The organism is Sulfitobacter sp. TBRI5, assembly GCF_051013555.1.
Classification (GTDB): Bacteria; Pseudomonadota; Alphaproteobacteria; order Rhodobacterales; family Rhodobacteraceae; genus JL08.
Genome location: NZ_CP112884.1, coordinates 1575966 through 1600549 on the forward strand (window position 1 = coordinate 1575966; position 24584 = coordinate 1600549).

Sequence of the window (24584 nt, forward strand, 5' to 3'; positions counted from 1 at the left end):
TGCCGAAAGAAAAGCCCCCACAGCGCAGGGCGTATGGGGGCAGGTGTGTTGCCAAGGGGAAGGACAACAGGGAAATCTGTCTGATCTACCAGTCGGACGGGCCTTTTTCGGCGAAGGAATGGACCAGAAAATCAATGAAGGCGCGCACTTTGGGCTGGGTAAAGCGGCCCGGGGGATAAACGGCGTAGATGCCTTGGGTTTCCATCGGCAGATCGGGAATTGCATCTTCGATCAGGCCCTGTTTCAGGGAATCGGCATATAGATAGCTGGGCAGATAGGCGATGCCCAATCCGGAAATGGCCGCGTTCAACAGGGATTGACCGTCATTGACGCTGAGCCAGCCCGCGGTGCGCACCTGACGTTTTTCACCGGACGGGGCCGTCAGTTTCCAGACATTGCCGCTGGACTGGTTGGAATAATGCAGCAGCTTGTGTTCGTTCAGATCATCGATTTTTTCGGGGCGGCCGTATTTTTCGAAATAGGCCGGAGATGCGATCATCCGTTTGGTGGTTTCGGTCAGCTTGCGGGCACGCAGGGTGCTGTCCTCAAGCTCTCCGATCCGCACGGCCATGTCGAACCCTTCGGAAATCAGTTCAACGTAGCGGTTGTTGAGAACCATGTTGACGGTGATATCAGGAAAGTCCGCAAGGAATTCTGACAGCACGGGCGACAGGTGATTGACGCCAAAATCGGTCGCAACGCTGATCCGGAGCAGACCGGAGGGCGCAGATTGCATGGATGTGACCAAGGCATCAGCCTCGCCCGCATCGTTCAGAACCCGGCGGGCACGGTCATAATAGGCCAGTCCGATTTCCGTTGGGCTTACGCGTCGAGTGGTCCGGTTCAGCAGACGCGCCCCCAGACGTGCCTCCAGGCTCGAGACGTGCTTCGAGACGGCGGATTTGGAAATCCCCATCTTCTTGGCGGCATCTGTAAAGCCGCCCTGATCCACCACCGTGGCGAAGGCTTCCATCTCAGTTAAGCGATCCATACCAATTCCTTAAATCTTGGTTCGAGACTGATCTATCGACCTGAATCTGGGCATAAACGCGGCGCGGGTGGGATAATATCTAGGTTATTGCAGGGATCGTTCATGGCAGGGAAACAACCAAAACTGGTGTTCCAACTGCGAAACATGGGTATGCTGGGGGCTGGATGTGGTACGATCCAGCGCTATTTTACAAATGAATTCGTGCAAAACGGGAGGAAGAAAAATGAAAAAAATTCTTGTTATGGCTGCAACGCTCTTAGCGTTTTCGGTGCCGGCAGTGGCACAGCAATCGGCCGCGCCGCCAGAGGCACAGGTGTATTTTGCGAACCTTGAAGACGGTGCATCCGTGACGTCTCCGGTGACTGTCTTGTTCGGGCTAAGCGGTATGGGTGTCGCGCCCGCAGGTACGGAAAAGGACAACACCGGCCATCATCATTTGCTGTTGAACCGTCCGCCATTCGGGCAGGGCGAAGATGGCGCGGACGAATTGATGAACGGTTTGCCTGCGGATGAAAACCACATGCATTTCGGCGGTGGCCAGACCGAAGTGACGCTGGATTTGCCGCCCGGCACGCACACGCTGCAACTTGTGCTTGGGGATATGGGGCACGTGCCGCACAACCCCGCGGTTGTGTCCGATGTGATTACGATCACGGTTGAATAGACGGTACTGCGGGCGGTTTAAAAGGCAGGGGCCCGGGTTCTGGGCCCCCGTTGAAAATATCAGGGCTGTCGCGATAACTGGAACCGATTGCGTCTTTGACTATTCGACCATGAATTCACCGCTGCCACCCCAATCGGCTGGCATGTCTTTCAGTTTTGGCAAGCCATCCTTGATTGGAAGCACGGCATTTTCGTAGTTGAGATGCACAGTCGGCGTGAATTTCAGATCTGAAAAGAGACCGGCAAAGATATCGAACAAGCCTGCATCCGCCAGGTACACTCCGACCAGACCATTGCAAACACCACAGGTAAGGACGCCGCCTTCGGGATGGTTGTTTTTGGAATAGCGCCGCAGTTTATCCTCACCCGAAACAAAACGTATTTTCGGTCTTGGCCAAAGAACCGGAGCACTTACCGGACTGCCGGTGCGACTGCGGCATGAGTTGCAATGACAGTAGCACTGAACCAGTGGTTCACCATCGGCCTCCATCTTTACCGCCCCGCAGGCGCATTGTGCGTGGTAAATCATATCTGGCCTCCCGTTCCTTGCAACGACATGAGCACGGTCGCACAAAAGCGATGTTCGACCAAGGCAAAGCTTCTGCCCGCGCATTGTGCATGACGGGTTCGTCCGCAAAGCTGAACCAGACCCATTTGCCGCCAGCGTCTGCTTTTGGCCTAGGCAGCCATTCAGCCCCCGAGTTTCGAAGTTTCAGCCGTGAACAGCCGCTTGGCGCGGCAAAGCTGCGATCCAGATAAATCGATTGTATGACAGGTTAGAGCCGATTGTGACCGATTCTGCAATCCGCACGGATGACCGAATGTTGCGCAAAACTGCCATTGGCGGCGCAGGTCTGGTCAGCTCGTTGGTTTTCTGCAAATGCGAACGAGAACAGTCACTGTTCCTCAATGCCGCCATTCAGCGCGAAGGTCATGAAAATTCTTTAAAGGCCCATAAGCCTCTGCAAAACCAACCGTTCGTTAAAGGTGCTTCCCTGAATGGTGTCTCCTCAGAGTTTACACAGACCGCGATGCTACAACGATGTTGGCGCTATGGGGGAAACGCAGCGCGAAATCATAATAGGTTCCGAACCCCTTTAGGATATCGTTTTGCAGTGCCGTACGGTCAGTGGGGGTCATTGCCGCTATGCGGTCGGCAACTGGAGTTGCCATCATCAATCCATTCACAAATGCGGGCCCATCTTCAGCTTCAAGATCAAGAACAACTTTCTCAACTGCGACCTGCCCGAAACCTGCGCCTTCGAATACAGACCGCATCTCATCGGGATCAGGAAAGCCACAAACGGCACGGATCGCTCCTGTTGTCTCTTCGCCAAAATGCCTGCCAAAGGCGGTAACCTGTGCGCGCATTAGAGGATTTTCCTCCAACCCACGCGCCGTGCAAAACACGGCCTGGCCACCTGGTTTTATGACGCGTAAACACTCAGACATTGCGGCAGGCTTGTCTGGAAAGAATTGAAGGCCTTGCTGGCATATGACGGCATCAAAAATTTCATCTTCGAATGGCAGGTCCTGCGCATCTGCCGAATGGAAACTTGCGTCCAACCCTGCGGCGCGTTCTTTTGCAACTGCCAACATGGCGGGATTGATGTCACCGCCTGTCGCCATGACACCTGACTGTGCTGCAAGTCGTGCGACAATGCCTGTTCCGCAAGCCAGATCGAGAAGACTATCGCCGGGAACAAGGCCCGCGCGCGCAATCAGGTGATTGGCCCAAGGCATAAAAATGACGGGTACGAGGTATTCTTCGTATCGTTCGGCCATATTGCCGCTGAGTTGCCATTCCGTGTTTGTCATGTTCTTCTCCCTCAGCGCTGACCTTTCAAATTTTCTTCGCGTTGTCTTTGTGCAGCCATCCAGTCTGCCATCCGGTGGAGTTAACACTATGTCCCAGGTCGACTAGGTGGCGTCTTCCTGCCAGGCACTCGCCCTCTGTCGGACCTCATCCGGAATGTCCGCTGCCCTGCGTGTTTCCAGACTCAACATCACACATTTGAATACTGTTTCAAACGCCGTTGCATCGTCTTCAGACCTTACAAGACGATGCCGGAATGTGATGGATTTGACACCCATCTCAATGATCGATGTCTCCAGCCGTATTGCATCACCTGCAGACAGTTCGGATCGAAAATCGCTTTCGGCATGTACGACTGCAAATGACAGCCTGCGCCCCGAGCGCATGTCACGGGCTGTCAACCCCATCTCTGATTGGATGGCGAAAACACCGTCTGAACAGGCGGCAAAGTATCTCGAAACATTCATGTGGCCCAGAAAATCACAATCTGCGGGGTCAACGACAGAGCGGAAGGAAATCATGGCAGTCATTCTCGGACACCTTTCATTTTTAATATGCAATTTTACACGGAGAAGCATCATATGTCATGTTGCGGGCCAGACGATCGTTCAAATGATTGATCTTCTGCGAGGCCACAGACAAAGGAGCGGGTGATGCCATCCATCGATATCCAAGTTCTAGAAGGTGTATTCTCTGCGGAGGAGAAAGCCGAGATCATCCGAAAGGTGACAGTCGCATTTGGTGAGGTCGCAGGTCAGACCATCAGGGCCGGGACATCCGTCCGCGTACATGAAGTGAGCAGCGGTTCGTGGGGTTACGCCGGAAATATCCTGACAACCGAAGATGCTTTGGAGATGCGCGCACGCGATTGATCAAGCCTCCTGAAATTGAACAAACTTGCCACGGCCTTGGACCTTGGGCCTATAAGCGGGCAGGAGCTTTATTGGCAGACTACATCGACACCGGACTGTTGCCAAAACTGACGCTATGACCGAGCCGCAGAGCGGTGTTTTAGGTTGATCGTGCACCCAAAAAGGAACAATCAAGTTGGAATGCAGGCGCAACGCTGATGCATCCCCTGTTTTGTCTTTAATATCAGCGGCATGCACCGTTAACAAAGGCAGCGCACTGGATGATTCTTGGTATTCAGGCTGCAGCCGCGCGGCACAAGCAACTTGCACGGATCGGGATATCAGCCCGCGCAATAGCCTGATCAAGCAATAGCTTCACATGAGGCAGTTCCACGCTCTCGCCTCGCCTTGTCAGACACTCGTGCAAGCCGTGCAGCGCCCAGACATTACGCGGGTGCTGGCTTGGACGCGGTAGTTTGCCATCTAGACCCAAATCAGCACGATATGCCGCTTCGGCCTCGTCATATTCGCCAGCCTCCATGAGCAGTGCACCCAAAGCGTGACGCGTGGGCTGCGGCCAAGACCAGGGTTCTTCGTATTCCAAGTTGTCGTCCAGATCGACCGCCTTGCGCAGATGGTTCAGGCCTTCCTCACGACGGCCTGCTTTAAAGTCGATCTCGCCTTTCATCATCTCTTCGGCCAAGCCAAGCACATCGCGCGCCTTGTTGTTGAACAACATCCGGCTTTCAGGAACCTTCGCATAGGCCGAGGTGAAATCAGCCATTGCTGCTATGGCTTCTTCCTGTCGACCCAGATTAGCAAACGCTACCGCCTTGGCATAATAGATCAGGGCGTCAGTGGTGACATAAAGTTCCTTGTCTTCAGGTTGCGCGAGATCAAGTATCTCGGACCACATACCGAAGCGAATGTAGACGTGCGGTGCAGCGGCGACGAAAGTTTCGAATATATCTGGGTAAGAGCGCACAACCTCGTCGGGAACTTCTTCACGCAGGCGTACAGCTGCATTGATTGCAGCTTCCTTTTGACCAAGAAACATTGCTCCATAGAAAGCAAAGTGCAGATTGTGAATACGGTAGAGCGCGTAGAAGTTTGCCGGTCCAGCGTAGGCCTTGAATTTCTCATCTACTTTAGCGGCAGCAAGATTTCTGTAGAGGACGTTCTGATATTCACCACACAATACATCTATGTGCGTTCCCATGTGTACCAGATGGCCGGCATCAGGAACCAGGTCTTTCAAGCGGTCGCCATGGCGTAGGGCACGTTCCGGAAACGGTGACATCTCCATCAGGTGAATGTACATGTGCAACAAGCCTGGATGGTCCCAAGCCCCGGAAGTCTGATCGAAAGCACGCTCAAGCACGGCCATCGCCTCAGGTGTTGAAGCATCGGGGTTGGGAACGCCATTATGAAAATCCCATAGCTGCCAAGGAGTCCGGTTCATCATGGCTTCAGCATAAGCAAAGACGATATCCAGATCGTCGGAATGAGCCTCGTAAACCGGCTTCATGGCGGCTGCGAAACCGTCATTGAAAGGCTGGTAATCTTCAATTTCCGGATCGGTCGGGTAGCGCGATGCAAGTGCTTGGATCAGAGCGCGTTCCACCGGCTTGGCATTGTCGAGAGCGAGGCCCGCCTTAAGCGCTGTGTGCGCGCGTTCAAGCGCTGGTGATTTCTCCTCCGGCGTAAAAAACTCCCACGGCTTGTTGTAATTCGGGCCGATGGCATAGGCGATCCCCCATTGAGCTAAAGCGCAGACAGGATCGGCCTTAAGCGCCTTTTCGAAACAGACAATGGCTTCTTCATGATTGTAAGCGAACAGCCAGACAAGGCCGCGATCAAACCACATTTGTGCATCAGGAACATCACTGACTGGGCGACTGTAGCTGCCCAAATTGAAATAATCTGACATGAAAATACTCCTCGTTGACTTACCAACGATATCACAAACTTCGGGCTCAGTCTGCCTAGCCCGATGTTTCGAGTGAACTATGCGCCACCTTCGGCTTCGGGCTGATTGTGTTGAAAAACTCTGTTTTCTCCGAACACGGTTAATAATCTCGCCATAGAGCACCAGTTGCAAATATTGGTCGGTGCACCTCACATAGCCGCTGTTGGCTCGGCCGACAGTTTACCACTTCTCTCCGAACGGACGGATGTCGAGTTCGAATGTCCAAGCCGATTTGTCTTGCCGAGCGAGCATAAGTGCCGTTTCAGCAATCCGAGTGGGTTTGATGAAAAACTCGTCGGGTTCTTCGGGTGCGAAGTTTGTTCGGGTGTCTTCTGTATCGATCACACCATCAATGACCAGATAAACAACGTGCACTCCTTTCGGACCGAGCTGCTTCGCGAGCGAGTTCGCCAATGTACGTTGGGCAGACTTGGAGGGAGCGAAAGCTGTCGTCCAGATATTCCCTCGAAGCGCGGCCGTGGCACCAGATACGATAATCACGCCTGAACCGCGTTTAGACATCTGAGGCCCTAAAAACTTGGCGGTGGCAAATAGACCCAGCGCTCCAACCCGCCAACTCTGTTCAAACTGGAGTTCGGAAACATCGTCGAGAGACCCGAATTGAGCGAGGTCGGCGTTGTAGATTACGACGTCAATCGGACCTAACTCGTTTTGGACAGAGGCAAGAGCGTCCTTTATGCTGCCAGGTTCTCCTGCATCGCACTTGTAGGTTCGAATTGACGTGTTTGTAGCTTCGTCACTGCCGAGATCCGCCTTCGATCTGCTTAGCAGCCCGAGATCGTATCCAGCGTCTTTGAAAATCTCAGCATAGGCAGTTCCCAAGCCCGGACCAAAACCAATGATTGCACAGACCTTCCCGCCCATTGCGATACTCTCCTCAGACAAGTTGCGTTCGTACAATCGTATCATGAACCAATCAAATCGCGTAATGTGCGACGCCTTCGTCCCGCAACACGGTCCTTCGCCAATCTATCGCGAATGTTCACTGTTTGCGCCAAGGCGGTCATTCCGCCGAAACAGGTTCTTACTCAGGCAAGCCAGCGTTTTTCAGGGAGGACAACCAAATCCTCCTGTTTTCCGGGTCGTTTTTTGATCCGGCAAACTGCCGTTGCATGGCCGAAACAGACAGGTTCGGATTAATGAAAAGGGCGTCCTTGATGGCGTCCTGCGCCTCTTTGTGCCGGTCCAGTTCGGTAAGGTTGGCCGCACGCAGCAGATGGTAAAAGACGCGCCAAGCATTGCTCGTAGCCAACGCGCCGAGTTCACGTGCCGCACCCAATGCGTCCTCGTACCGCCCGAGGTGGAAAAGGATATGACCCTTGTAAAAGTACATGTTTTGCAACAATGGGTCCCGCGGGCTGAGTTTGATCGCCATGTTTATCTGAGGCAACGCACGCTCCTGCATGCGGAACCAGTCGTAGGTATGCCCCAATTCCAGCCGAATACGCGCGTCATTTGGGTTCAGCACCACTGCACGCTCAAGATTGGCAATGGCAAGATCGGCTTTACCGGTAAACCGATGGATATAGCCAAGAGCAGCATGCGCTTGCGCATCATCATTATCCAGTTCGATGGCCCGCGTGGCAGCCTCTGTTGCCGAAACCAGCGTATCTTGCGGAGTATCGCTCCATTGAAAGAAGAAGATCGTCCCAAGCGCACGGGCTTTCAGACTGTAGGCCGCTGCGAACTGCGGATCACGACTGATCGCGTCCTGGGCAAATCCCAAGGCTTCATACTGCGCGTCTTTGGAAAACACAGTCTGTAGTGCGCGTCCGCGCAGATAAAAGTCCCAGGCATCGAAATCTTCCGTCGGTTTTTCGCGTATCCGCGCTATATCCGATTGGTAAATTTCAGGCAGCAATTGACCTGCGATGGCCTGGCTGATTTCGTCCTGAACACCAAAGACATCCGTAAGACTGCGATCAAAGACTTCGGCCCAGATGGTTTCCCCCTCCTGAACGTCGATGAGTTCGCCACTGACGCGTACCTGATCGCCAGACCGGCGGACACTCCCCCTGACGACATAGCTGACGCCCAAATCACGGGCAATCTCGATCGGGGTCGCCTGTTCGTCCGCATAGGAAAACATTGTCGCGCTGGACACCACGAACAGCTCTCGATTGCGGGACAAATGGGCGATAAGGTCGTCCGTCATCCCGTCTACAAAATAGCGCAACGTGTGCTCGTCGCCGAGGTTATCAAACTGCACGACCGCAAGTGAGGGTTTTTCTGTTTCAAGCTCAGAGGCTCGGTTGCCGAAGGCGAACACTAAGAGCGCTAAAAGTGTCACGGTTGCGGCGGCGCCTGCGACCAACGGCCAACGCTCCAACGCCCTTCGGGGCCGCCCGGCCTTTGTCCCCGCATCCTTGACCGGGGCTACGAACTGAAAACCGCGCTTGGGAAAGGTCTTGATGAAGCTGGCGGCTGCTGCCGAGTCCCCGAGAGCCCTGCGCACGGACCTGATCCGCGTATTCAAGGTCGCGTCAGTGATCGCATTGCCGCCCCAGATCTCGTCCACGATATCTTGCTTGCTGACAACCCTGTGCCGATTGAGAACGAGATATTCGAGCAGTTGTAGGGCCTGAGGCTCCAGCGCGACCGGCGCACCGTTGCGGGTCAGACCGATGGCAGGATCAAGCGTGAATTCCCTGAATTCGTACATGCTGAAGTCTAAGACCAACACAACTATCGTTTCAACGCTGTTTGGCGAATGTCATCTCGATATCAGAAATTGTCAGCTTGCGATCAAGCGCTTGGGTTCCGTGGCGTACAACTGTTGTTGGCGGTCAGTTGCCTGACCGCACCGAACCTTACAGATCAAAGGAAATCTAGACATGAAGCACTTGAAGACATTGATATTTGTAGCTGCAACAGCATTGGTAGGCAGCGCGGTTTTTGCGGATACCGAATTGCAGACAGCCTTGAAGAACGGAGGCAAACAGCTTTCGTCGGATCAGATTGCAGAGCTTTTGATCGGACACGCGGTGACGGCGAAATCCGGAGACAAGATGTTCCGCTTCTATTACGACCCAAGCAATGTCGTGAGCGGAGTGTTGACCAACGGCGGGTGGGAAGGCTCCGGCAGCTATGCCATCACCGACACAAACAAGGTCTGCGTGTCGATGGCCGCTGACAACGGTCGCTTTCGTTGTCTGACCGCTGTTCGGAATGGAGATGTCGTTCAAAAGTTTGACGTCAATGGAAAGATGACATTCGAACTGCTCAGCACCGAACCTTCGACGGGGCTTTGAACTTCAACTTCCGTTGGTTTGCTCTGAGCCAAAGCAGACGTTGAACTCAAAGAGATTAGCGTCTGCTTAGTCCGCACTTCCGACATCAGCCAGATTTTGTCGAACCGCCGGTCCTGCCAGAAGCCAGCGTTGAAGCTGGAACCCGTTTGTAGTTCCCGAGCCTAAAGAAGCTTTGACCATTTCAGGATTGCAAAGCTGAGACCGGCAATCACAAAGATGCCGACGCAGAGCGCGGCAAATGCGCCCGGCCAGCCGACGCCGGGCATACCAGCAAGGTTGACGCCGAACAGGCCGGTAATGAACCCCAGCGGCAGAAATATCGCGGCGATCAGCGACAGCGCGTACCCGTTTCGGCTGTGTTGGCGGGCGATATGCGCGTCGATGTGATCCTGCAGGGCCGAGAGTCGTGCCGCCAGAGACTCGAGTGCCTCGCTTGACACCAGAGCTTGATTGACGGCTTCGCGCAGATGCAACCTATCCAGCCGGTTCAACATGGGGCTTTCAAGGTTCAGCAATGCTGTCAGCGCGGCGCTTTGGGGCACAAGGTAGCGCCGCAGCCCTATGATCGTCTTGCGTGGTACCGGAAGGTGTGACGCTTCTGGTGCGGCGTCGTTTTCAAAGGCGTCCTCGAGGGTTTCGACCTGTTCGGTCAGATCAAGCACAACGTCATGCGTGCGTTCCGACAAGCCCTGCACCACCTGACCCAGAAACTGCCCGACCGTTGGCGGAGCGTCATTCCGGGCGCAACTGTCCTTGATCCCGTCCAGCGCGAAAACCTTGCGCAACCTGACGGTCACGATCGTTTTTTCGGCCACCCACATGCGCAGGGACACCATCAGATCAACGGGTCCGTCCGTGTTCAGGTTCACGCTGCGCAGGTTGATGATCAGCCCGTCCTGAAACACATCGCAGCGCGGGCGGGTTTCGCTTTGCAACAATGATTGTGCGACGATTTCGGGCAGATGGCTGTCGCACCAGGGATCCAGAGCCGGATCGTCACGGTCGAAATGGAACCACCGGTAGTGGGCCGGCCCTGTCGGGTCCAGATCGGGGGCGGGCTCTGCACGTCCATCGGCCCAGATATCGTATGTCAGCAATGGCATGGCTGGTCACCCCTGTTGCGTATCGACATATCACGTTCCACTAGAGTGTGGCAGCAAGACGGGTTCCCTGATCAATCGCGCGTTTGGCATCCAGTTCGGCGGCCACATCGGCACCGCCGATAACATGGCAGGACATGCCTTTTGCAATCAGTTCATCGGCAAGCGAGCGTTCCGGCAACTGACCCGCGCACAGGACAATTGTGTCGGCTTCGATCAATGTCGGATTTTCACGGGCTTCGCCAAAGGACACCATCAATCCGCCCGGTTCGACGCTTTCATAGTTCACACCGCCCATCATCCTGACGCCCTTCATGTTCAGCGCGGCGCGATGGATCCAGCCGGTTGTCTTGCCCAGACGCTTGCCCGGTTTTTCGGCCTTGCGTTGCAGCAGGGTTACAGCACGGGCAGGGGCTTCGGGTTTGGGGCCTTCCGGGGCAAGACCGCCGCGGTTTTCCTCGGGGTCGCTGACGCCCCATTCTTCCATCCATTCCGGCAGGTTTTCTGTCGGGCTTGATCCTTCTTGCGCAAGAAATTCGGCAACATCGAAACCGATACCGCCCGCCCCCACAATCGCGACGGTTTTCCCGACAGGGGCCTTGTCGCGCAATACGTCGATATAGCTGAGCACGTTCGGGGCATCCTGCCCGGCAATTGCTGGATCACGCGGAACGACACCGGTGGCGACGATCACATCATCAAATCCGGTCAGATCGTCGGCCGTTACCGATTGGCCCAATCTGGTTTCAATGCCCATATCCGCGACCATGGTTTTGTACCAGTCGACCAGCCCCCAGAATTCTTCCTTGCCCGGCACCTGTTTGGCCATGTTCAGTTGCCCGCCAATGGCATTGGCGCGATCAAACAGCGTTACCTGATGGCCGCGTTCCGCCAGTGTCATCGCGGCGGACAATCCAGCAGGTCCGGCGCCGACCACGGCAAAGGATTTGCGTGTTTGCGCCGGTGTGACGACCAGTTCGGTTTCGTAGCAGGCGCGCGGATTGACCAGACAGCTTGAGATTTTGCCGCTGAACGTGTGGTCAAGACATGCCTGGTTGCAGGCAATGCAGGGCGCGATGCTGGCGGCGTTTCCGGCCATTGCCTTGGACACAAATTGTGCGTCCGCCAGCATCGGGCGCGCCATCGACACCATATCGGCGTAGCCGGTGGCAAGCACGTTTTCCGCGACATCGGGTGTGTTGATCCGGTTGGACGTGATGATGGGGATACCGACCTTGCCCATCAGCTTTTTCGTGACCCACGCGAAGGCCGCGCGGGGCACGGATGTGGCGATTGTGGGGATGCGCGCCTCGTGCCAGCCGATGCCGGTGTTGATGATGCTGGCGCCTGCTGCCTCGACCGCCTTTGCCAGTTGCACTACTTCGGCGTGGGTTGATCCGTTCGGGATCAGATCAATCATCGACAGACGGTAGATGATGATGAAATCATCGCCCACGGCTGCGCGGGTGCGGCGCACCACCTCGACCGGCAGGCGCATCCGGTTTTCATAAGACCCGCCCCATTCATCAGTGCGTTTGTTGGTATGTGTCACCAGAAACTGGTTCAGGAAATACCCTTCCGAGCCCATAATCTCGACCCCGTCATAGCCGGCCTGACGGGCGCGCACGGCGGTGTCGACGATATCGCTGATCTGTTTTTCGATGCCGGCGGCATCAAGTTCCGTCGGGGGAAAGGGGGAAATCGGGGATTTGATCGCAGAGGGGGCCACGCATTTCGGGCCGTAGGCATAGCGGCCCGCATGCAGGATCTGCATGGCGATTTTCCCGCCTGCATCGTGGACCCGTTGCGTAACCACGGAGTGATTGTCGATATCATCCTGGCTGACCATCATCGCGGCTCCGGGCAAAACCGAACCTTCCAGATTGGGACCGATGCCGCCTGTCACCATCAGCCCCACTTCGCCCCGCGCGCGCTCGGCATAGAATTCGGCCACGCGATTCCAGTCTTTGGTTTCTTCCAGACCGGTGTGCATGGACCCCATCAGAACGCGGTTTTTCAGGGTCGTGAACCCCAGATCAAGCGGTGCAAGCATGTGCGGATAATTGGACATCAAAACCTCTTTCGATACGTTGGGCACAGATCACCCCAACCGTGCGGCCATGTCACGCGCTACGCCGCGTCACGGGCTTGTACTAATGTATCGGTAGGTTAGAGATAGGCCAATTGCCAAAAGGATGCCGCCGATGACACCGGATCAGATTGCCAGACTGCCTTATCGCCCCTGTGTCGGCGTGATGTTGTGCAACGCGGCGGGCGAGGTGTTTGTGGGCCAGCGGCGCGACCGCTTCACTGAGGCGTGGCAGATGCCGCAAGGGGGCGTGGACAAGGGCGAAAGCGCGCGTGACGCCGCCCTGCGTGAATTATGGGAAGAAACCGGTGTTGTGCCCGATCTGGTGACGATCGAGGCGGAAACCAAAGACTGGCTGCCCTATGATCTGCCGCACGATCTGGTCCCGCAGATCTGGAAGGGCCGGTATCGGGGGCAGGAACAGAAATGGTTTCTGATGCGCTTTATCGGCCGTGACGACCAGATCGACATAGCGACGGAACACCCTGAGTTTTCACAGTGGCGCTGGTTGCCGATCGATCTTCTGGTTGATCATATCGTGCCGTTCAAACGGGATGTTTATGCCCGTGTCGTGGACGAATTCCGCGCGCTTCTTTAGGCGCTGCGGGATCAGTCGAATATCGGAACATGTGGGCCGGAATCGCGTGGGACCATCCCGGTCAGGCGCGGGTCTTCTTCGATATCGATGGTCTGTCGCACCGGAACGAAGCCGCTGCGCTGATAAAACGCCAGCGCGGCAGGGTGATCTGCGGTGCAGGTGTGCACATGCAACAGCCGGATGGGTTCGGCCCAGGCTGCGGTGATCGCGTGGTTCATCATGGCCCGTCCCGCGCCCTTGCCCATCAGGGATCGCGTGGTGCCGAAAAATGCCAGCTCGCACAGGCCTTGGGTGCGGAAATCAAGTTCGACAATACCTTCGTCCTGCCCGTCAAGCTGTGCGGCGTAAACGTGTACGGCGGGATCGGTCAGGATCGCGTCAAGTTCCGCGTCGTCCAGATCAAGACGTGAATGCCAAAGCCATTCCAGCGCACCGACCCGGCGGAACAGATCGCGATACCATGCAACATCCGGATTGGTGACGCGGCGCATGGAAAAGCCCTTGATCGCGGGGGCGGCGCGTACGGGTTGTGGCGCGGTCATTTCAAGATAGGTGACGACAACCGACAATTTGCCCTTGGGTATTTCGTATTCACCGACGCCCAGCATCATCCTATCCCAGCAATCCGGCCGCGCGGAACAGGGTTTCCACATCGTTTTCGGGGCGCGGGCCGACATGGCCAATCACCTCGCGCGCGGCAACGCACCCCATGCGCCCGCTGGTTTCAAGATCATGGCCGTTCGCCAGCCCGAAAAGGAAGCCGGCGGCAAACTGATCCCCGGCGCCGGTGGCGTCGACCGGTTTGATTTTTTCAACCGCGATGTTGATGCGCTGGCCATCGGAAATGATCGAGACACCGTCACCGGACCGCGTGCAGACAACCAGCGGACACATTGCAGCGGTGCGCGCAATCGCGTCTTCCAGATCGTCGGTTTCAAACAAGGACCGGATTTCGGCCTCGTTGCCGATCACGTAATCCAGTTCATTGCCGATCAGTTGCAGAAAATCGGCGCGGTGGCGATCAACGCAGAACGGATCGGAAATTGCGATACCTGTCTTGCCACCATTGGCGCGGCAGGCCCGTGCTGCCTGAAGGAAGGCTTCTTTGCCTTTGTCCTTATCGAACAGGTACCCTTCGAGGAAAATAATCTCGGCCTGTCCTGCAACATCGGAGGGCACGTCATCGGGGCCCAGTTCGGACGAAATGCCAAGATAGGTATTCATCGAACGTTCGCCATCAGGCGACACGAAGATCATGCTGCGCGAGGTGGGCAGTTCGCCGTTCCTGACCGGCGGATTCACGAAATCGGTTCCGCCTTCGTTCATCGCGTCGGCATAGAAATGCCCCAGCGCATCGTCATGCACGCGCCCGATAAAGGCGGTGCTTAACCCCAGCGCGCCGGCCCCCGCGATGGTGTTGGCGACAGAGCCGCCGGGGGTTTGCACCCTTTGTTTCATCGCACCGTACAGGGTTTCCGCCCGGTCCTGTTCGATCAGTTGCATGATGCCTTTCTGAATGCCCATATCATCCAGAAACTGATCATCGGATTTCGAAATCACATCGACAACGGCATTTCCGATGCCGACAAGCTGGTAGGTTTTCATAGGGTTTTATCCTCGAATTGGCAGAGATCACGAATGAGGCAGGCGGCGCATTTGGGTTTGCGCGCGACACAGGTATAGCGCCCGTGCAGGATCATCCAGTGATGGGCGTGTAGTTGAAAATCGGTTGGTATGTTGTCTTCGATGGCGCGTTCCACCGCATCCACGGTTTTGCCCGGTGCAATGCCCGAACGGTTGCCCAGACGGAAGATGTGGGTATCGACGGCCTGAGCGGGATAGCGCCACCACATATTCAGCACGACATTGGCAGTCTTGCGACCGACACCGGGCAATGATTGCAGCGCAGCGCGCGAATTTGGCACCACGCCGCCATAATCTTCGACCAGTATCCGGCTAAGTTTGATCACGTTCTTGGCCTTTTGGCGGAACAGGCCGATGGTTTTCACATATTCGGTCAGACCTTCTTCGCCCAAAGCCAGCATTTTTTCCGGAGTATCGGCAACTTTGAACAGGGCTTTGGTGGCCTTGTTCACACCGGCATCGGTGGCCTGCGCGCTTAAGGCGACGGCCACAACCAGAGTGTAGACGTTGACGTGATCCAGTTCGCCCTTGGGTTCGGGATCTGCCGTCTGAAACCGGCTGAAAATCTCGCGGATGGTGTGATAATCAAGCTGCTTTGCCATGTCGCCCCTGCGGTCGGTTCTGTCCCGCATTCAAGGGGTCGCAATCGTCTTAATCCGCGACCGGCCAGAGTTCAATCACATGCGCGTTTGACACGCACGGGATTGGCCCGCAAACATGCGCGCAGAACGCAATATCAGAGAGCGCGATGAGAGTTTCGGTTGTTATTTCAGCGCTTGTTGCGGTTCTGGTGGGGTTTGGCGGATCGGTTGCCGTGGTGATCGCCGCCGCCGAGGCGGTGCAGGCAACGCAGGCGCAAACCGCATCTTGGATTGCCGTTCTGTGCGTTTCGATGATGATGACCACGGCCATTCTAAGCGTGACCTACCGGATGCCCATTGTCACCGCTTGGTCAACACCGGGAGCGGCGCTGATTGCCACCACATCGGGCGTGTCGATCCAGATGGCTGTGGGCGCGTTTTTGTTTTGCGCGCTGTTGCTGATGATCACCGCCGCGTTCAAACCGCTAAGTGCGCTGGTGCAGCGTATCCCGTCCGGCATCGCCGCCGCGATCCTTGCCGGGGTTCTGTTTCCGTTTGTGTTGGGTGTGGCGGTTGAGACTGTGGCGTTGCCGCTGCTGGGTGTGCCGCTGCGCTGGTCATTGCCTTTCTTGTGATCCGCCTGTTTTCACCCGCCTGGGCTGTTCTGGCCGTGGTGATCGGCGGTGTCGGGCTTGCCTATGCGCTGGGTCTTGCCGGCCAGACCCATGGCCTTGCTTGGTCCGAATTTGTCTGGGTTGCCCCGGTTTTCGATCCGGCGGTTCTGATCGGGCTGGGTATTCCGCTGTATCTGGTCACGATGGCCTCGCAAAACCTGCCGGGATTTGCAGTGTTGCAGGCATCGGGATACGTGCCGCCCAGCCGTCCCATTGTTGCAATTACAGGTGCCGCATCACTGTTAAGTGCGCCCTTTGGCGGGCATACCACCAGTCTGGCCGCAATCACCGCGTCGATCTGTACCGGCGCCGATGCCCATCCCGACAGGAACAAGCGGTGGCTGTGCGGGCCGGTCTATGCGGCGGGCTATGGCGTGCTGGCGCTGGGCGGGGCATCGGTGGTTGAGGTGATCGGGAACGTGCCGCCTGCACTGGTCGCGATGATTGCCGGTGTGGCGCTGTTCGGACCGTTTGTTGCATCGGCCCGTCTGGCGTTTGCGGGGCAGGATGATCCGTTTCCCGCCGCGATTGCCTTTGTCGTGACGGCATCGGGGGTCGGCGCCTTTGGGATCGGGTCAGCGTTCTGGGGGCTGGTGATCGGGGTTGCGGCGCACGCGCTGAACCGTTGGGCGCGCCGGTAGTCGCGGATTTGCGCATGTTTCGGGTCGCGTGGTCCGGGCGAATTGCGTAGTTTTGCTGTATCAAGGGCCAGAGGACGCAATGGGTATGGATATGGACACCGGTAACAGCGAACAGGGCTATCATTACGGCGTGATGCGCCGCGCCATTGATCTGATTGATCAGGATGGGGCGGGCCTGAGCCTTGAGGCGCTGGCTGCCCAGATGGACATGAGTCCGGCGCATTTCCAGCGGGTGTTTTCGCGCTGGGTGGGCGTTTCGCCCAAACGGTTCCAGCAATATCTTGCACTGGGCCATGCCAAGGCGCTTTTGCGCGATCATTTCACGACGCTTGAGGCGTCGATGGCCACCGGTCTGTCGGGCAGTGGGCGCCTTCACGACATGTTCCTGCGCTGGGAAGCGATGAGCCCCGGAGAGTTTGCCCGCGGTGGCGACGGCCTGAAGGTGTTCTGGGGATGGTTTGACAGCCCGTTTGGCCCCAGCCTTGTGATGGGTACGGACAAGGGCATTTGCGGTATCGCGTTCGCAGCCGAAACCGGAGAAGAGGCTGCGATGGCGGACATGCTGTCGCGCTGGCCCAAGGCGACATTTGTAGAAGATCCGATGATGTTGCGCCCCTGGGTGCTGTCGGCCTTTGGGGCGCAGGGAAACGAACTGTCACCAACACCGCTGTATCTGATCGGTGCGCCGTTCCAGATCAAGGTGTGGGAGGCGTTGTTAAGCATCCCGTCGGGGCAGGTGACGACCTATTCGGAAATCGCCGATGCCGTCGGTAACCCGCGCGCCGTGCGCGCGGTGGGCACGGCGGTCGGGCGCAATCCGATCAGCTGGCTGATCCCCTGCCACCGCGCCTTACGCAAATCAGGTGGACTGGGGGGCTATCATTGGGGTTTGCCCGTCAAACGGGCGCTGCTGGCGTATGAATCCGCCCGCGCCGAGGCCTGATATTGCCACAAATAGCCATGCGCGGAATGCTGCCGAAGCCCAGTTTTCATTGTATTGTGATGTGCACAGGGTTTAAGAACGGGGCCATAATCAACCGCGCCCTGAAAAAAAGGGCCCGATACGAGGTAGTAGAGCAATGATATCAGTAAAAACCCCCCTGATCCTGGCGGTGTGCGGCACGTTTGCGTTGGGCGCGTGCACCAATCCTTCACAACTGAACAACCCCGATGACCCGAATGCGAACGCCAAACAGGGTGCCCTTTTGGGCGCCGGTGTTGGCGCGGCGCTGGGCACGCTGGTTGGCGGATCGGGCAACAAAACCGAAGCAGCGCTGGCGGGTGCGGCGCTTGGCGGTGTCGTGGGCGGCTTTGCCGGCAACAATCTGGATCGTCAGGAGGCCGAGTTGCGCCAGCAGCTGGCGAATGAAGATGTACAGATTACAAACACCGGCGACCGCCTGATCGTAACGCTGCCTCAGGATATCCTGTTTGCAACCGACAGCGCGTCGGTCCGCCCCGATCTGCAAAGCGATCTGCGCACCGTGGCCAGCAATTTGCAGAACTACCCGAATTCGACAGTCCAGATCATCGGACATACCGACAATACAGGTGAAGCGGCGTATAACCAGCAATTGTCGCAACGCCGCGCCGATTCCGTGTCCAGCGTTCTCTTGGGTGCAGGCGTACCGGCATCGCGTATCCAGGCCTATGGGCGCGGCGAGGACCAGCCGATTGCGTCAAACCTGACGCCGGAAGGCAAGGCACAGAATCGTCGCGTGGAAATCGTGATCCTGCCGACCGCCTGATCGCGCATAACAGCACAGTAAAGGGCTTCGGTTTCACACCGGAGCCCTTTGTTTTTTCGCAAAAACTGCGGTCAATGCGTTTTTGGAAAACCCCGTGGCACTGGCTGGATTTGGGCCATTGCTGACGACAAGCCCTGTTTGTGGTAAGGTTGCCACAGGGGGGATTGCTGGATGTTCGATATTGATAGATTTGTCGCAGACTGCGTCGAAGCTGTTGAAACAGACCCGACACACAAATCAGCTGCCGAAGTAATGCGGCGCGTAATGTCTGATCCTGCCGATGTGCTTGCGTCGCTGGGAGCGCCGACAGAGCCGGGCATTACCCCGCTTTATCAATCGTCAAAACTGACGATCGTGAATCTGGCGTGGAAACCGTCAACGACCATCCCGCCTCATAACCACGAAATGTGGGCTGTGATAGGCATCTACGGTGGCCGCGAGGACAACATATTCTGGCGCCGCATCAAAGATCACCCAAACGGGCTGATCGAAGCGGCCGGTGCAAAGGCATTGTCAACCGGCGACGTCTGCCCGATGGGTGCGGATATCATTCATTCCGTGACCAATCCAATTCCCCGGCTTACCGGTGCATTGCACATTTACGGTGGCGACTTTTTCGAGGCGGAAAGAAGCGAATGGGAGGCCGAAGGTCTGACGGAACACCAACTTGACATCGAGACCGTTCGGGCACGGTTCTCCAGCTAGAGCCCGATTTTGGCCAAGGTCGCCTGCATCCCGAAAAACAAGTGTTCCGTGTCGTCCGACAATGGCAGGGGCGGTCCAATTGGGCTTCGAGGCACTGTCAGGATTGAGGCCGGAGTGGCCGATGCTGCGTGACAATCGAATGTCCGCTATGCTGATCATATTCTTGCAACTATTCAGATTGGACTAATTATGGATTGGGATGAAATGGCGCGTCCTTGGCTGGAGGCGGCTCCAGATTTGGAAACCTCCTTCAGCGAGGTATTCGAAGCACTTTTTGAAGCGGCAAAACTGAAATCTGGGGAAACCGTATTGGATGTCGGCTGTGGCACTGGACCCACACTCCTTCATGCAGCCAAATCAGTGGGGGATCAGGCCCGTGTACTTGGAATTGATGTCGCTTCGCCTTTGGTTGCTGTTGCCAAGGAACGTGCGCCAGACAATGTCCAACTGATCGTAGGAGACGCTGGCTCACATCCATATGAAAAAGACATGTTCGACGCGGTTATAGCAAACTTCGGGATTATGTTTTTTGATGACAACGATGCCGCCTTCAAGAATCTTAGATCCGCGATTAAGCCCAATGGACGTATGACGGCAACAGTATGGGCCACGCCTCGTGAAAATCCGTGGTTTTCCATGCCTCGCAGAATAGTCGATCAAATGATCGCGGACGTACAAAGGCCGGATCCTTCTGGACCGGGGCCAATGCGGTTTGGTGACCCAACTGCTCTTGAAACGATCTTGGAGCGAACTGGCTGGAAATCCAAGATCGAAACATTTGATCTGTTGTTGCGCCCGCCCGGCTCGGCGGAACGCGTTGCAGACCTTCACATGAAAGTAACGGTTGGCATGATGCTCAAGGACGTTGAGGTCGACGAACATAAACTTGATGACATCAGAGCTGCGATCATTGACGCCTGCAAACAGTATCAAAGCGAAGATGGCATTGCTGTCCCGGCCAGAATTCACATTGTCGAAGCGGTCGCCGCATAGACACAATTGAGTACGTTTGACCTGTGCTCGTGAATAGCAGCATCGTCCGCACCGAGGCCGTTCATCGCCATTCTGCAACCGCAAGCTGCTTCAAAGAGCAAAAAGGAAACCACACCCCGGCATTGCAGGTGCCGCAGTCAATGCGTTTCAGAAGCTGGAACAGCAATGGCTGGAATGAGGCCAGAGTTACCGATGCTGCGCCGAGTTCGAAAGACCGCTAAGATACTTTCGGCAACAACAGACGCATTTCCGACTGAACGATGAAGCGGTGAGCCCCAAGCTCCTGCAGAAGGGACCGTAAGGCGCTGTCAGAGCAATCGACATTTACCAATGTCAGAGAGCCGACCGTGGCTGCCGCAGCAAGGAGGTCTTCCAATGCCGAGGGTTCGCTGGCGGCAATCTGATGCACGAGGCCACCAGCGCCAATGATCGCTCCGCCTTTTTCGTGCAGGAAGGACGTCAGCCGCAGGCCAGAAATGGTTTCCTTGGCGTTCTGCCAGGTCGGCTCCCAAGTCGAATACCTTTGAATGGCATTCGCAACGGTGCCGAAATCCGCCAGTTTGAATGAGGACGTATCAGGAGATGGATGATCAAGCCGATAACAGTCGAGCTTTCTGGTCACGTCAAACCCCATCTTCGTATAGAGACGTTCAGCGCCTTCGTTTCCCTCAATAACCTCGAGCCAAAAGCTCTCAATCCCGGCATTCTCTGCCGCATTTATCGCCGCCATACCCAAGCTTGACGCCAATCCTTTGCGTCGATGACCAATCCGTGTGCCGCTGCCTATCAGGTACCGTTTGGTGTTGCGCGTCGCCACGTTCCAAAATCCGATGATTTCATCTCCGTCGACGGCGACAAAGGACGCCTCGGGATCGAAACCTCTAGAGCTCAGCGTTGATCGAAATGTATCTGCATCTGGTTGCAGAGGAACAACGTAGTCAGAGAATGCAGCCAGCATGGCACGATGAAGCGCATCCATATCGAGGCCCGATTTGGCAAACGAAACAATGCGCGACATTGCTTGTGCATTCTCCAATTTGTTAAACTTTGAGAAGTAAAGAATGCGTTTTGTGTTCGAGGCGCAAGTTCGGAATTTTTTTGACGTTTAATCCGGGTGGCTGCGAACTTCGGCTTTTTACTTTGTTTTTCGAAGCGAACGTTCTTGAGGCAGTAACGAACTGGCGCATCGTCCGCACCGAGGCCGTTCATCGCCATTCCACACCCACATGGTCAGACACAGGCGGCTTTGAAGAGCTAACGGGAAACCAAACCCCGGCATTGCAGGGATTTGCCAAAAGCATTCGCGCCGTTTGCATCATTTACCGCGAATGGCCCCGGTTTCGCACCAAAGCCCTTTGTTTTTGTAACTCAAAGGTTACGTAAGGCAGCACACGCAATTATTCAAAGGACCAGTTTATGTCAGAGCCTGTACTTCTCGGGATTTCCGGTTCCCTGCGCAAGGACGCGACCAATCGCAAGTTGATCCGCGAAGCCGCGCGCCTGTTCGGGGATGCAACCTATGTCGAAGCCGACCTGTTGCTGCCGCTTTATAACGGCGATGACGAGGACGCAGACGGGATCCCGTCCGAGGTGCAGCGGCTGGCGGACCAGATTGCGCAAGCAGACGCTGTGGTCATTTCAACGCCGGAATACAACAAGGGCTTGTCCGGTGTGTTGAAGAATGCGCTGGACTGGGTCAGCCGGACAGACGGCAACCCATGGTCGGATAAACCGGTTGCGGTGATGTCGGCGGCAGCGGGGCGTGCGGGCGGGGAACGGGCGCAAACCACATTGCGATCCTGTCTTGTGGCGTTTCGCCCCCGTATCCTGCAGGGTCCAGAGGTGCATCTGGCCGACAGCAGCAATGAATTCGACGATCAGGGCCACCTGACAAGCGAAATGTACACCAAGACGCTGAAAGCACTGATGACGGCGCTGCGCGCGGAAATCGGGCGTTAGGTACCCGGCGGCGTGCCGATTTCGATCAGGTTCTGATCGGGGTCGCGCAGATAGATCGACAGGATCGGGCCAGTTGCACCGGTGCGCTTAACCGGGCCGTCCTCGATAGGCACGTCAAGTGCGGCAAGGTGCGCGCACCAGAGATCGGCAGGGGCATCTGACAGGAAACACAGATCTGCCGAACCCGGCGTCGGATGTGCGGATTTCGGTTCGAATTCGTTCCCGTGCAGATGAAGGTTGATCTTTTGCGCCCCGATATCCAGCGCCCAGCGGGTGCTGCCATCGGCAACGGGAAATTCCTTGGGCTGTGCGCCCAGAACGTCGCGATAGAACCGGATCGTTCGGGGGATGTCGGCAACCGTCAACACCAGATGATCGATTGCGGTAATGTGTGGTGTCATCGGCAATTGCCCCTTTCCGGTCAGCGCCATATCCTGCGCTTTATGAATGATGATGCGACACAGGGCGAACACCGTCAAACCGATGTTCTGGATCCGGCGCGGGCGGCTGCGTTTGAAATTGCGTTGGGGCAGGCGCCGACGATCCGTCAGGGCAGTGCTCTGCCGCCGTTTTTTCACCAGCTGTATTTCTGGGCACCACAACCGCCCGATCAACTGGGGCGTGACGGGCACCCGAAAGTGGGCGGGCTTATCCCCGATATGGGCCTGCCGCGCCGGATGTGGGCGGGCGGGCGGCTTGAATTTCACGCACCGCTGCTTGCGGGCGTTGATGCGGTGAAAACCAGTGTATTGGAAAGCGCCGCACGCAAAGACGGCCGCACCGGGCCTTTGGCCTTTGTTACCCTGCGCCATGATATTCATCAGAACGGGCAATTGTGCCTGAGCGAATGGCATGATCTGGTCTATCGGGAAGATCCATCGCCCGATGCCCCGCGACCGGTACCGCCGATGGCCGCGCGCGATGAAACGGACCGGCACGATGTGGCGTTTTCGTCGACGCTTTTGTTTCGCTATTCCGCGCTGACCTTCAATGGGCATCGCATCCACTATGATCTGGATTATGCCCGCGATGTGGAAGGCTATGCCGGATTGGTGGTTCATGGTCCGCTATTGGCGCAACATCTGATGCTTCTGGCGCAATCCCACCTTGGAACGCTGCGCAGATTTGCCTTTCGCGCGACTGCCCCGCTGATGCATTTCGAAACCGCAAGCCTGTGCTGGAAAGACGGTGATTTGTGGGTGCGCGGGCCGGACGGGCGGCAATGTATGAGTGCGACGGCGGATTAGGCTGTGCCGGGTGGTTCCAGCCTGAATTCATCGGGAATATGATCCGCCCCGTCAAGCACCAGATCGGCCATCACCGTGGCGATCCGCGGTGCCATGCCAAAGCCGATCTTGAACCCGCCATTGGCGATAAAATGGCCCGCCCGCCCCGGATAGGTGCCCAGAACAGGCGCGCGGGATCGGCTTCGGGGGCGCAATCCGGCCCAGGTGGAAATCAGCGTGGCATCGTGCAGCGCCGGAACGGCGGCGCGGGCGCGGGCAATGACGGCGTCCAGTTTGCCATCTGTCGCAGCCGGATCATCAAAGACCGGTTCGCTGGTTGAGCCAATGGCAATTGTACCGTCGGCATGCGCGATGACATGGACGGTGTCGGCAAAAATCTGCGGCGCATCCGGCGGCAGCGGGGCGGCGGGCTGCAACAGCGCCGCCTGACCTTTGTTCGGGCCGCCGACCGGTCGGCCCAGTTCTTGGCTCAGCTGGTCCAGACCGTGCGCGCCGGTGGCCCAGATCACCGCGCCCTGATCGGGGGCATCAGACAGGATGCGCCCACCCCGTGCCGTGATCGCGGCGGCAAGTGCGGCACAGGCCTGTCGCGGATGTATCCGCGCGCTGAGAGTATCATGGATCAGGTACCCTGTCGGGCTGAGCGGCGCCCAATCGCGATCTGCCTGCACCACCTCCCACACGGCTTTGCCCTGCCAGAGGGTTTCGGCGTTGCGGCCACGGTTTTTCGCCCGTTCGAGAGCAATTTCATCGGGGATCGGTTGCAGCCGTCCGCTGCGGGCATAGCCTGATGACAGGCCGGATGTGGCATCGATTTCGGCCCAGAACGTGCCGGCCAGTAGCAGGCTGTCCAGTTGGAACGCCTTTTTGCTGTTCCAGTTTTCCGGTGTGTGCGGCGCCAGCGCGCCGACAATGCCGCCGCTTGATCCGGCACCAACGCCGCCCGGGTCGATGACCTGCACGCGCGCGCCGCGTTGCAGGCAGGCCCATGCGATGGACAACCCGAAAATACCTGCACCGCGAATGGTTACATCCGGCATTGC

Annotated in this window: 27 protein-coding genes; 12 read left to right on the forward strand and 15 right to left on the reverse strand. The window is 56.9% G+C overall.

What is annotated here, in order from left to right; translation table 11 throughout:
• Positions 1-85: 85 nt before the first annotated feature.
• Positions 86-991 (reverse strand): LysR family transcriptional regulator, encoded by a 906-nt coding sequence (locus tag OLX72_RS08025; RefSeq protein WP_114871679.1) that lies wholly within the window; start codon positions 989-991, stop codon positions 86-88.
• 241 nt (positions 992-1232) lie between these two features.
• On the opposite strand from OLX72_RS08025, the gene OLX72_RS08030 reads away from it, so the two are divergent.
• Entirely contained in the window at positions 1233-1655 is a 423-nt protein-coding gene (locus OLX72_RS08030) for a DUF4399 domain-containing protein (RefSeq protein ID WP_433990445.1), read from the forward strand.
• Positions 1656-1754: 99 nt separating this feature from the next.
• Here OLX72_RS08030 and OLX72_RS08035 read toward each other — a convergent pair whose 3' ends face one another.
• From OLX72_RS08035 to OLX72_RS08045, 3 genes are all read right to left on the reverse strand, one after another.
• Positions 1755-2144 (reverse strand): GFA family protein, encoded by a 390-nt coding sequence (locus tag OLX72_RS08035; RefSeq protein ID WP_162798141.1) that lies wholly within the window; start codon positions 2142-2144, stop codon positions 1755-1757.
• Positions 2145-2671: 527 nt separating this feature from the next.
• Positions 2672-3472 carry a class I SAM-dependent methyltransferase gene (locus tag OLX72_RS08040; RefSeq protein ID WP_114871676.1) on the reverse strand — a complete coding sequence of 267 codons (801 nt, stop codon included), beginning with the start codon at positions 3470-3472 and terminating at the stop codon, positions 2672-2674.
• A gap of 102 nt (positions 3473-3574) precedes the next feature.
• Entirely contained in the window at positions 3575-4000 is a 426-nt protein-coding gene (locus OLX72_RS08045; RefSeq protein ID WP_162798140.1) for an acyl-CoA thioesterase, read from the reverse strand.
• A gap of 123 nt (positions 4001-4123) precedes the next feature.
• Here OLX72_RS08045 and OLX72_RS08050 point away from each other — a divergent pair, with 123 nt between their 5' ends.
• Positions 4124-4342, forward strand: a complete 219-nt coding sequence (locus OLX72_RS08050; RefSeq protein WP_114871674.1) for a tautomerase family protein — start codon at positions 4124-4126, stop codon at positions 4340-4342.
• Between the two features lie 274 nt (positions 4343-4616).
• Here the strand turns inward: OLX72_RS08050 and OLX72_RS08055 are convergent, their stop codons facing one another.
• The 3 genes from OLX72_RS08055 to OLX72_RS08065 form a co-directional block, all read right to left on the reverse strand.
• The gene (locus OLX72_RS08055; RefSeq protein WP_433990234.1) at positions 4617-6251 is read right to left on the reverse strand and encodes a hypothetical protein; all 1635 of its coding nucleotides are present in this window, start codon (positions 6249-6251) and stop codon (positions 4617-4619) included.
• A gap of 219 nt (positions 6252-6470) precedes the next feature.
• A complete protein-coding gene (locus OLX72_RS08060) occupies positions 6471-7175 on the reverse strand; it encodes an SDR family NAD(P)-dependent oxidoreductase (RefSeq protein ID WP_433990235.1) in 705 nt (234 codons plus the stop codon).
• 160 nt (positions 7176-7335) lie between these two features.
• A complete protein-coding gene (locus tag OLX72_RS08065) occupies positions 7336-8973 on the reverse strand; it encodes a winged helix-turn-helix domain-containing tetratricopeptide repeat protein (RefSeq protein ID WP_433990236.1) in 1638 nt (545 codons plus the stop codon).
• Between the two features lie 172 nt (positions 8974-9145).
• Here OLX72_RS08065 and OLX72_RS08070 point away from each other — a divergent pair, with 172 nt between their 5' ends.
• Positions 9146-9562 carry a hypothetical protein gene (locus OLX72_RS08070; RefSeq protein WP_433990237.1) on the forward strand — a complete coding sequence of 139 codons (417 nt, stop codon included), beginning with the start codon at positions 9146-9148 and terminating at the stop codon, positions 9560-9562.
• Between the two features lie 161 nt (positions 9563-9723).
• Here the strand turns inward: OLX72_RS08070 and OLX72_RS08075 are convergent, their stop codons facing one another.
• Positions 9724-10665, reverse strand: a complete 942-nt coding sequence (locus OLX72_RS08075) for a CorA family divalent cation transporter (protein WP_433990238.1) — start codon at positions 10663-10665, stop codon at positions 9724-9726.
• A gap of 40 nt (positions 10666-10705) precedes the next feature.
• Positions 10706-12733 (reverse strand): FAD-dependent oxidoreductase, encoded by a 2028-nt coding sequence (locus tag OLX72_RS08080; RefSeq protein WP_433990239.1) that lies wholly within the window; start codon positions 12731-12733, stop codon positions 10706-10708.
• 133 nt (positions 12734-12866) lie between these two features.
• On the opposite strand from OLX72_RS08080, the gene OLX72_RS08085 reads away from it, so the two are divergent.
• Positions 12867-13349, forward strand: a complete 483-nt coding sequence (locus tag OLX72_RS08085) for an RNA pyrophosphohydrolase (protein WP_433990240.1) — start codon at positions 12867-12869, stop codon at positions 13347-13349.
• Positions 13350-13360: 11 nt separating this feature from the next.
• Here OLX72_RS08085 and OLX72_RS08090 read toward each other — a convergent pair whose 3' ends face one another.
• From OLX72_RS08090 to nth, 3 genes are read right to left on the reverse strand one after another with little or no spacing between them, the layout of a single operon-like run.
• The gene (locus OLX72_RS08090; protein WP_433990241.1) at positions 13361-14026 is read right to left on the reverse strand and encodes a GNAT family N-acetyltransferase; all 666 of its coding nucleotides are present in this window, start codon (positions 14024-14026) and stop codon (positions 13361-13363) included.
• Positions 13962-14954 (reverse strand): adenosine kinase, encoded by a 993-nt coding sequence (locus tag OLX72_RS08095; protein WP_433990242.1) that lies wholly within the window; start codon positions 14952-14954, stop codon positions 13962-13964. The genes OLX72_RS08090 and OLX72_RS08095 overlap by 65 nt, the downstream gene beginning before the upstream one ends.
• A complete protein-coding gene (gene nth, locus OLX72_RS08100; protein ID WP_433990243.1) occupies positions 14951-15595 on the reverse strand; it encodes an endonuclease III in 645 nt (214 codons plus the stop codon). Before nth ends, OLX72_RS08095 begins: the two co-directional genes overlap by 4 nt.
• A gap of 146 nt (positions 15596-15741) precedes the next feature.
• On the opposite strand from nth, the gene OLX72_RS08105 reads away from it, so the two are divergent.
• The 6 genes from OLX72_RS08105 (at position 15742) to OLX72_RS08130 (ending at position 20335) form a co-directional block, all read left to right on the forward strand.
• Positions 15742-16209, forward strand: a complete 468-nt coding sequence (locus tag OLX72_RS08105) for a benzoate/H(+) symporter BenE family transporter (protein WP_433990244.1) — start codon at positions 15742-15744, stop codon at positions 16207-16209.
• Entirely contained in the window at positions 16206-16889 is a 684-nt protein-coding gene (locus OLX72_RS08110) for a benzoate/H(+) symporter BenE family transporter (protein ID WP_433990245.1), read from the forward strand. The genes OLX72_RS08105 and OLX72_RS08110 overlap by 4 nt, the downstream gene beginning before the upstream one ends.
• Positions 16890-16980: 91 nt before the next feature.
• Complete coding sequence (locus tag OLX72_RS08115) at positions 16981-17832, forward strand: methylated-DNA--[protein]-cysteine S-methyltransferase (protein WP_114872458.1); 852 nt, start codon at positions 16981-16983, stop codon at positions 17830-17832.
• A 136-nt stretch (positions 17833-17968) separates the two neighbouring features.
• On the forward strand, positions 17969-18637 hold the full coding sequence (locus OLX72_RS08120; protein WP_433990246.1) for an OmpA family protein: 669 nt from the start codon (positions 17969-17971) through the stop codon (positions 18635-18637).
• A 171-nt stretch (positions 18638-18808) separates the two neighbouring features.
• Positions 18809-19342 (forward strand): hypothetical protein, encoded by a 534-nt coding sequence (locus tag OLX72_RS08125; RefSeq protein WP_114871662.1) that lies wholly within the window; start codon positions 18809-18811, stop codon positions 19340-19342.
• Between the two features lie 189 nt (positions 19343-19531).
• Complete coding sequence (locus OLX72_RS08130; RefSeq protein WP_433990247.1) at positions 19532-20335, forward strand: class I SAM-dependent methyltransferase; 804 nt, start codon at positions 19532-19534, stop codon at positions 20333-20335.
• Between the two features lie 217 nt (positions 20336-20552).
• Here OLX72_RS08130 and OLX72_RS08135 read toward each other — a convergent pair whose 3' ends face one another.
• The gene (locus OLX72_RS08135; protein WP_433990248.1) at positions 20553-21353 is read right to left on the reverse strand and encodes a GNAT family N-acetyltransferase; all 801 of its coding nucleotides are present in this window, start codon (positions 21351-21353) and stop codon (positions 20553-20555) included.
• A gap of 398 nt (positions 21354-21751) precedes the next feature.
• Between OLX72_RS08135 and OLX72_RS08140 the strand changes: the two genes are divergently transcribed.
• On the forward strand, positions 21752-22294 hold the full coding sequence (locus tag OLX72_RS08140; protein ID WP_114871658.1) for an NADPH-dependent FMN reductase: 543 nt from the start codon (positions 21752-21754) through the stop codon (positions 22292-22294).
• Here the strand turns inward: OLX72_RS08140 and OLX72_RS08145 are convergent.
• Positions 22291-22695, reverse strand: coding sequence for a VOC family protein (locus tag OLX72_RS08145; RefSeq protein ID WP_114872457.1), 405 nt, complete (start codon positions 22693-22695; stop codon positions 22291-22293). The two genes, OLX72_RS08140 and OLX72_RS08145, sit on opposite strands and share 4 nt — an antisense overlap.
• Positions 22696-22737: 42 nt before the next feature.
• Between OLX72_RS08145 and OLX72_RS08150 the strand changes: the two genes are divergently transcribed.
• The gene (locus OLX72_RS08150; RefSeq protein WP_114871657.1) at positions 22738-23541 is read left to right on the forward strand and encodes an FAS1-like dehydratase domain-containing protein; all 804 of its coding nucleotides are present in this window, start codon (positions 22738-22740) and stop codon (positions 23539-23541) included.
• On the opposite strand, the gene OLX72_RS08155 is transcribed toward OLX72_RS08150, so the two are convergent.
• The gene (locus tag OLX72_RS08155) at positions 23538-24581 is read right to left on the reverse strand and encodes an NAD(P)/FAD-dependent oxidoreductase (RefSeq protein WP_114871656.1); all 1044 of its coding nucleotides are present in this window, start codon (positions 24579-24581) and stop codon (positions 23538-23540) included. The two genes, OLX72_RS08150 and OLX72_RS08155, sit on opposite strands and share 4 nt — an antisense overlap.
• Positions 24582-24584 lie beyond the last annotated feature (3 nt).

Excerpts from the sequence above, each read along its gene's own strand:
- OLX72_RS08035 (WP_162798141.1), bottom strand. The coding sequence starts at position 2,144 with ATGGAGGCCGATGGTGAACCACTGGTTCAGTGCTACTGTCATTGCAAC.
- OLX72_RS08065 (WP_433990236.1), bottom strand. The coding sequence starts at position 8,973 with ATGTACGAATTCAGGGAATTCACGCTTGATCCTGCCATCGGTCTGACC.
- OLX72_RS08080 (WP_433990239.1), bottom strand. The coding sequence starts at position 12,733 with ATGTCCAATTATCCGCACATGCTTGCACCGCTTGATCTGGGGTTCACG.
- OLX72_RS08130 (WP_433990247.1), top strand. The coding sequence starts at position 19,532 with ATGGATTGGGATGAAATGGCGCGTCCTTGGCTGGAGGCGGCTCCAGAT.
- OLX72_RS08125 (WP_114871662.1), top strand. The coding sequence starts at position 18,809 with ATGTTCGATATTGATAGATTTGTCGCAGACTGCGTCGAAGCTGTTGAA.
- OLX72_RS08095 (WP_433990242.1), bottom strand. The coding sequence starts at position 14,954 with ATGAAAACCTACCAGCTTGTCGGCATCGGAAATGCCGTTGTCGATGTG.
- OLX72_RS08050 (WP_114871674.1), top strand. The coding sequence starts at position 4,124 with ATGCCATCCATCGATATCCAAGTTCTAGAAGGTGTATTCTCTGCGGAG.
- OLX72_RS08075 (WP_433990238.1), bottom strand. The coding sequence starts at position 10,665 with ATGCCATTGCTGACATACGATATCTGGGCCGATGGACGTGCAGAGCCC.
- nth (WP_433990243.1), bottom strand. The coding sequence starts at position 15,595 with ATGGCAAAGCAGCTTGATTATCACACCATCCGCGAGATTTTCAGCCGG.
- OLX72_RS08115 (WP_114872458.1), top strand. The coding sequence starts at position 16,981 with ATGGACACCGGTAACAGCGAACAGGGCTATCATTACGGCGTGATGCGC.
- OLX72_RS08045 (WP_162798140.1), bottom strand. The coding sequence starts at position 4,000 with ATGACTGCCATGATTTCCTTCCGCTCTGTCGTTGACCCCGCAGATTGT.
- OLX72_RS08135 (WP_433990248.1), bottom strand. The coding sequence starts at position 21,353 with ATGTCGCGCATTGTTTCGTTTGCCAAATCGGGCCTCGATATGGATGCG.
- OLX72_RS08150 (WP_114871657.1), top strand. The coding sequence starts at position 22,738 with ATGAATGATGATGCGACACAGGGCGAACACCGTCAAACCGATGTTCTG.
- OLX72_RS08030 (WP_433990445.1), top strand. The coding sequence starts at position 1,233 with ATGGCTGCAACGCTCTTAGCGTTTTCGGTGCCGGCAGTGGCACAGCAA.
- OLX72_RS08145 (WP_114872457.1), bottom strand. The coding sequence starts at position 22,695 with ATGACACCACACATTACCGCAATCGATCATCTGGTGTTGACGGTTGCC.
- OLX72_RS08105 (WP_433990244.1), top strand. The coding sequence starts at position 15,742 with ATGAGAGTTTCGGTTGTTATTTCAGCGCTTGTTGCGGTTCTGGTGGGG.
- OLX72_RS08140 (WP_114871658.1), top strand. The coding sequence starts at position 21,752 with ATGTCAGAGCCTGTACTTCTCGGGATTTCCGGTTCCCTGCGCAAGGAC.
- OLX72_RS08090 (WP_433990241.1), bottom strand. The coding sequence starts at position 14,026 with ATGTCGGCCCGCGCCCCGAAAACGATGTGGAAACCCTGTTCCGCGCGG.
- OLX72_RS08120 (WP_433990246.1), top strand. The coding sequence starts at position 17,969 with ATGATATCAGTAAAAACCCCCCTGATCCTGGCGGTGTGCGGCACGTTT.
- OLX72_RS08060 (WP_433990235.1), bottom strand. The coding sequence starts at position 7,175 with ATGGGCGGGAAGGTCTGTGCAATCATTGGTTTTGGTCCGGGCTTGGGA.
- OLX72_RS08040 (WP_114871676.1), bottom strand. The coding sequence starts at position 3,472 with ATGACAAACACGGAATGGCAACTCAGCGGCAATATGGCCGAACGATAC.
- OLX72_RS08155 (WP_114871656.1), bottom strand. The coding sequence starts at position 24,581 with ATGCCGGATGTAACCATTCGCGGTGCAGGTATTTTCGGGTTGTCCATC.
- OLX72_RS08070 (WP_433990237.1), top strand. The coding sequence starts at position 9,146 with ATGAAGCACTTGAAGACATTGATATTTGTAGCTGCAACAGCATTGGTA.
- OLX72_RS08055 (WP_433990234.1), bottom strand. The coding sequence starts at position 6,251 with ATGTCAGATTATTTCAATTTGGGCAGCTACAGTCGCCCAGTCAGTGAT.
- OLX72_RS08085 (WP_433990240.1), top strand. The coding sequence starts at position 12,867 with ATGACACCGGATCAGATTGCCAGACTGCCTTATCGCCCCTGTGTCGGC.
- OLX72_RS08025 (WP_114871679.1), bottom strand. The coding sequence starts at position 991 with ATGGATCGCTTAACTGAGATGGAAGCCTTCGCCACGGTGGTGGATCAG.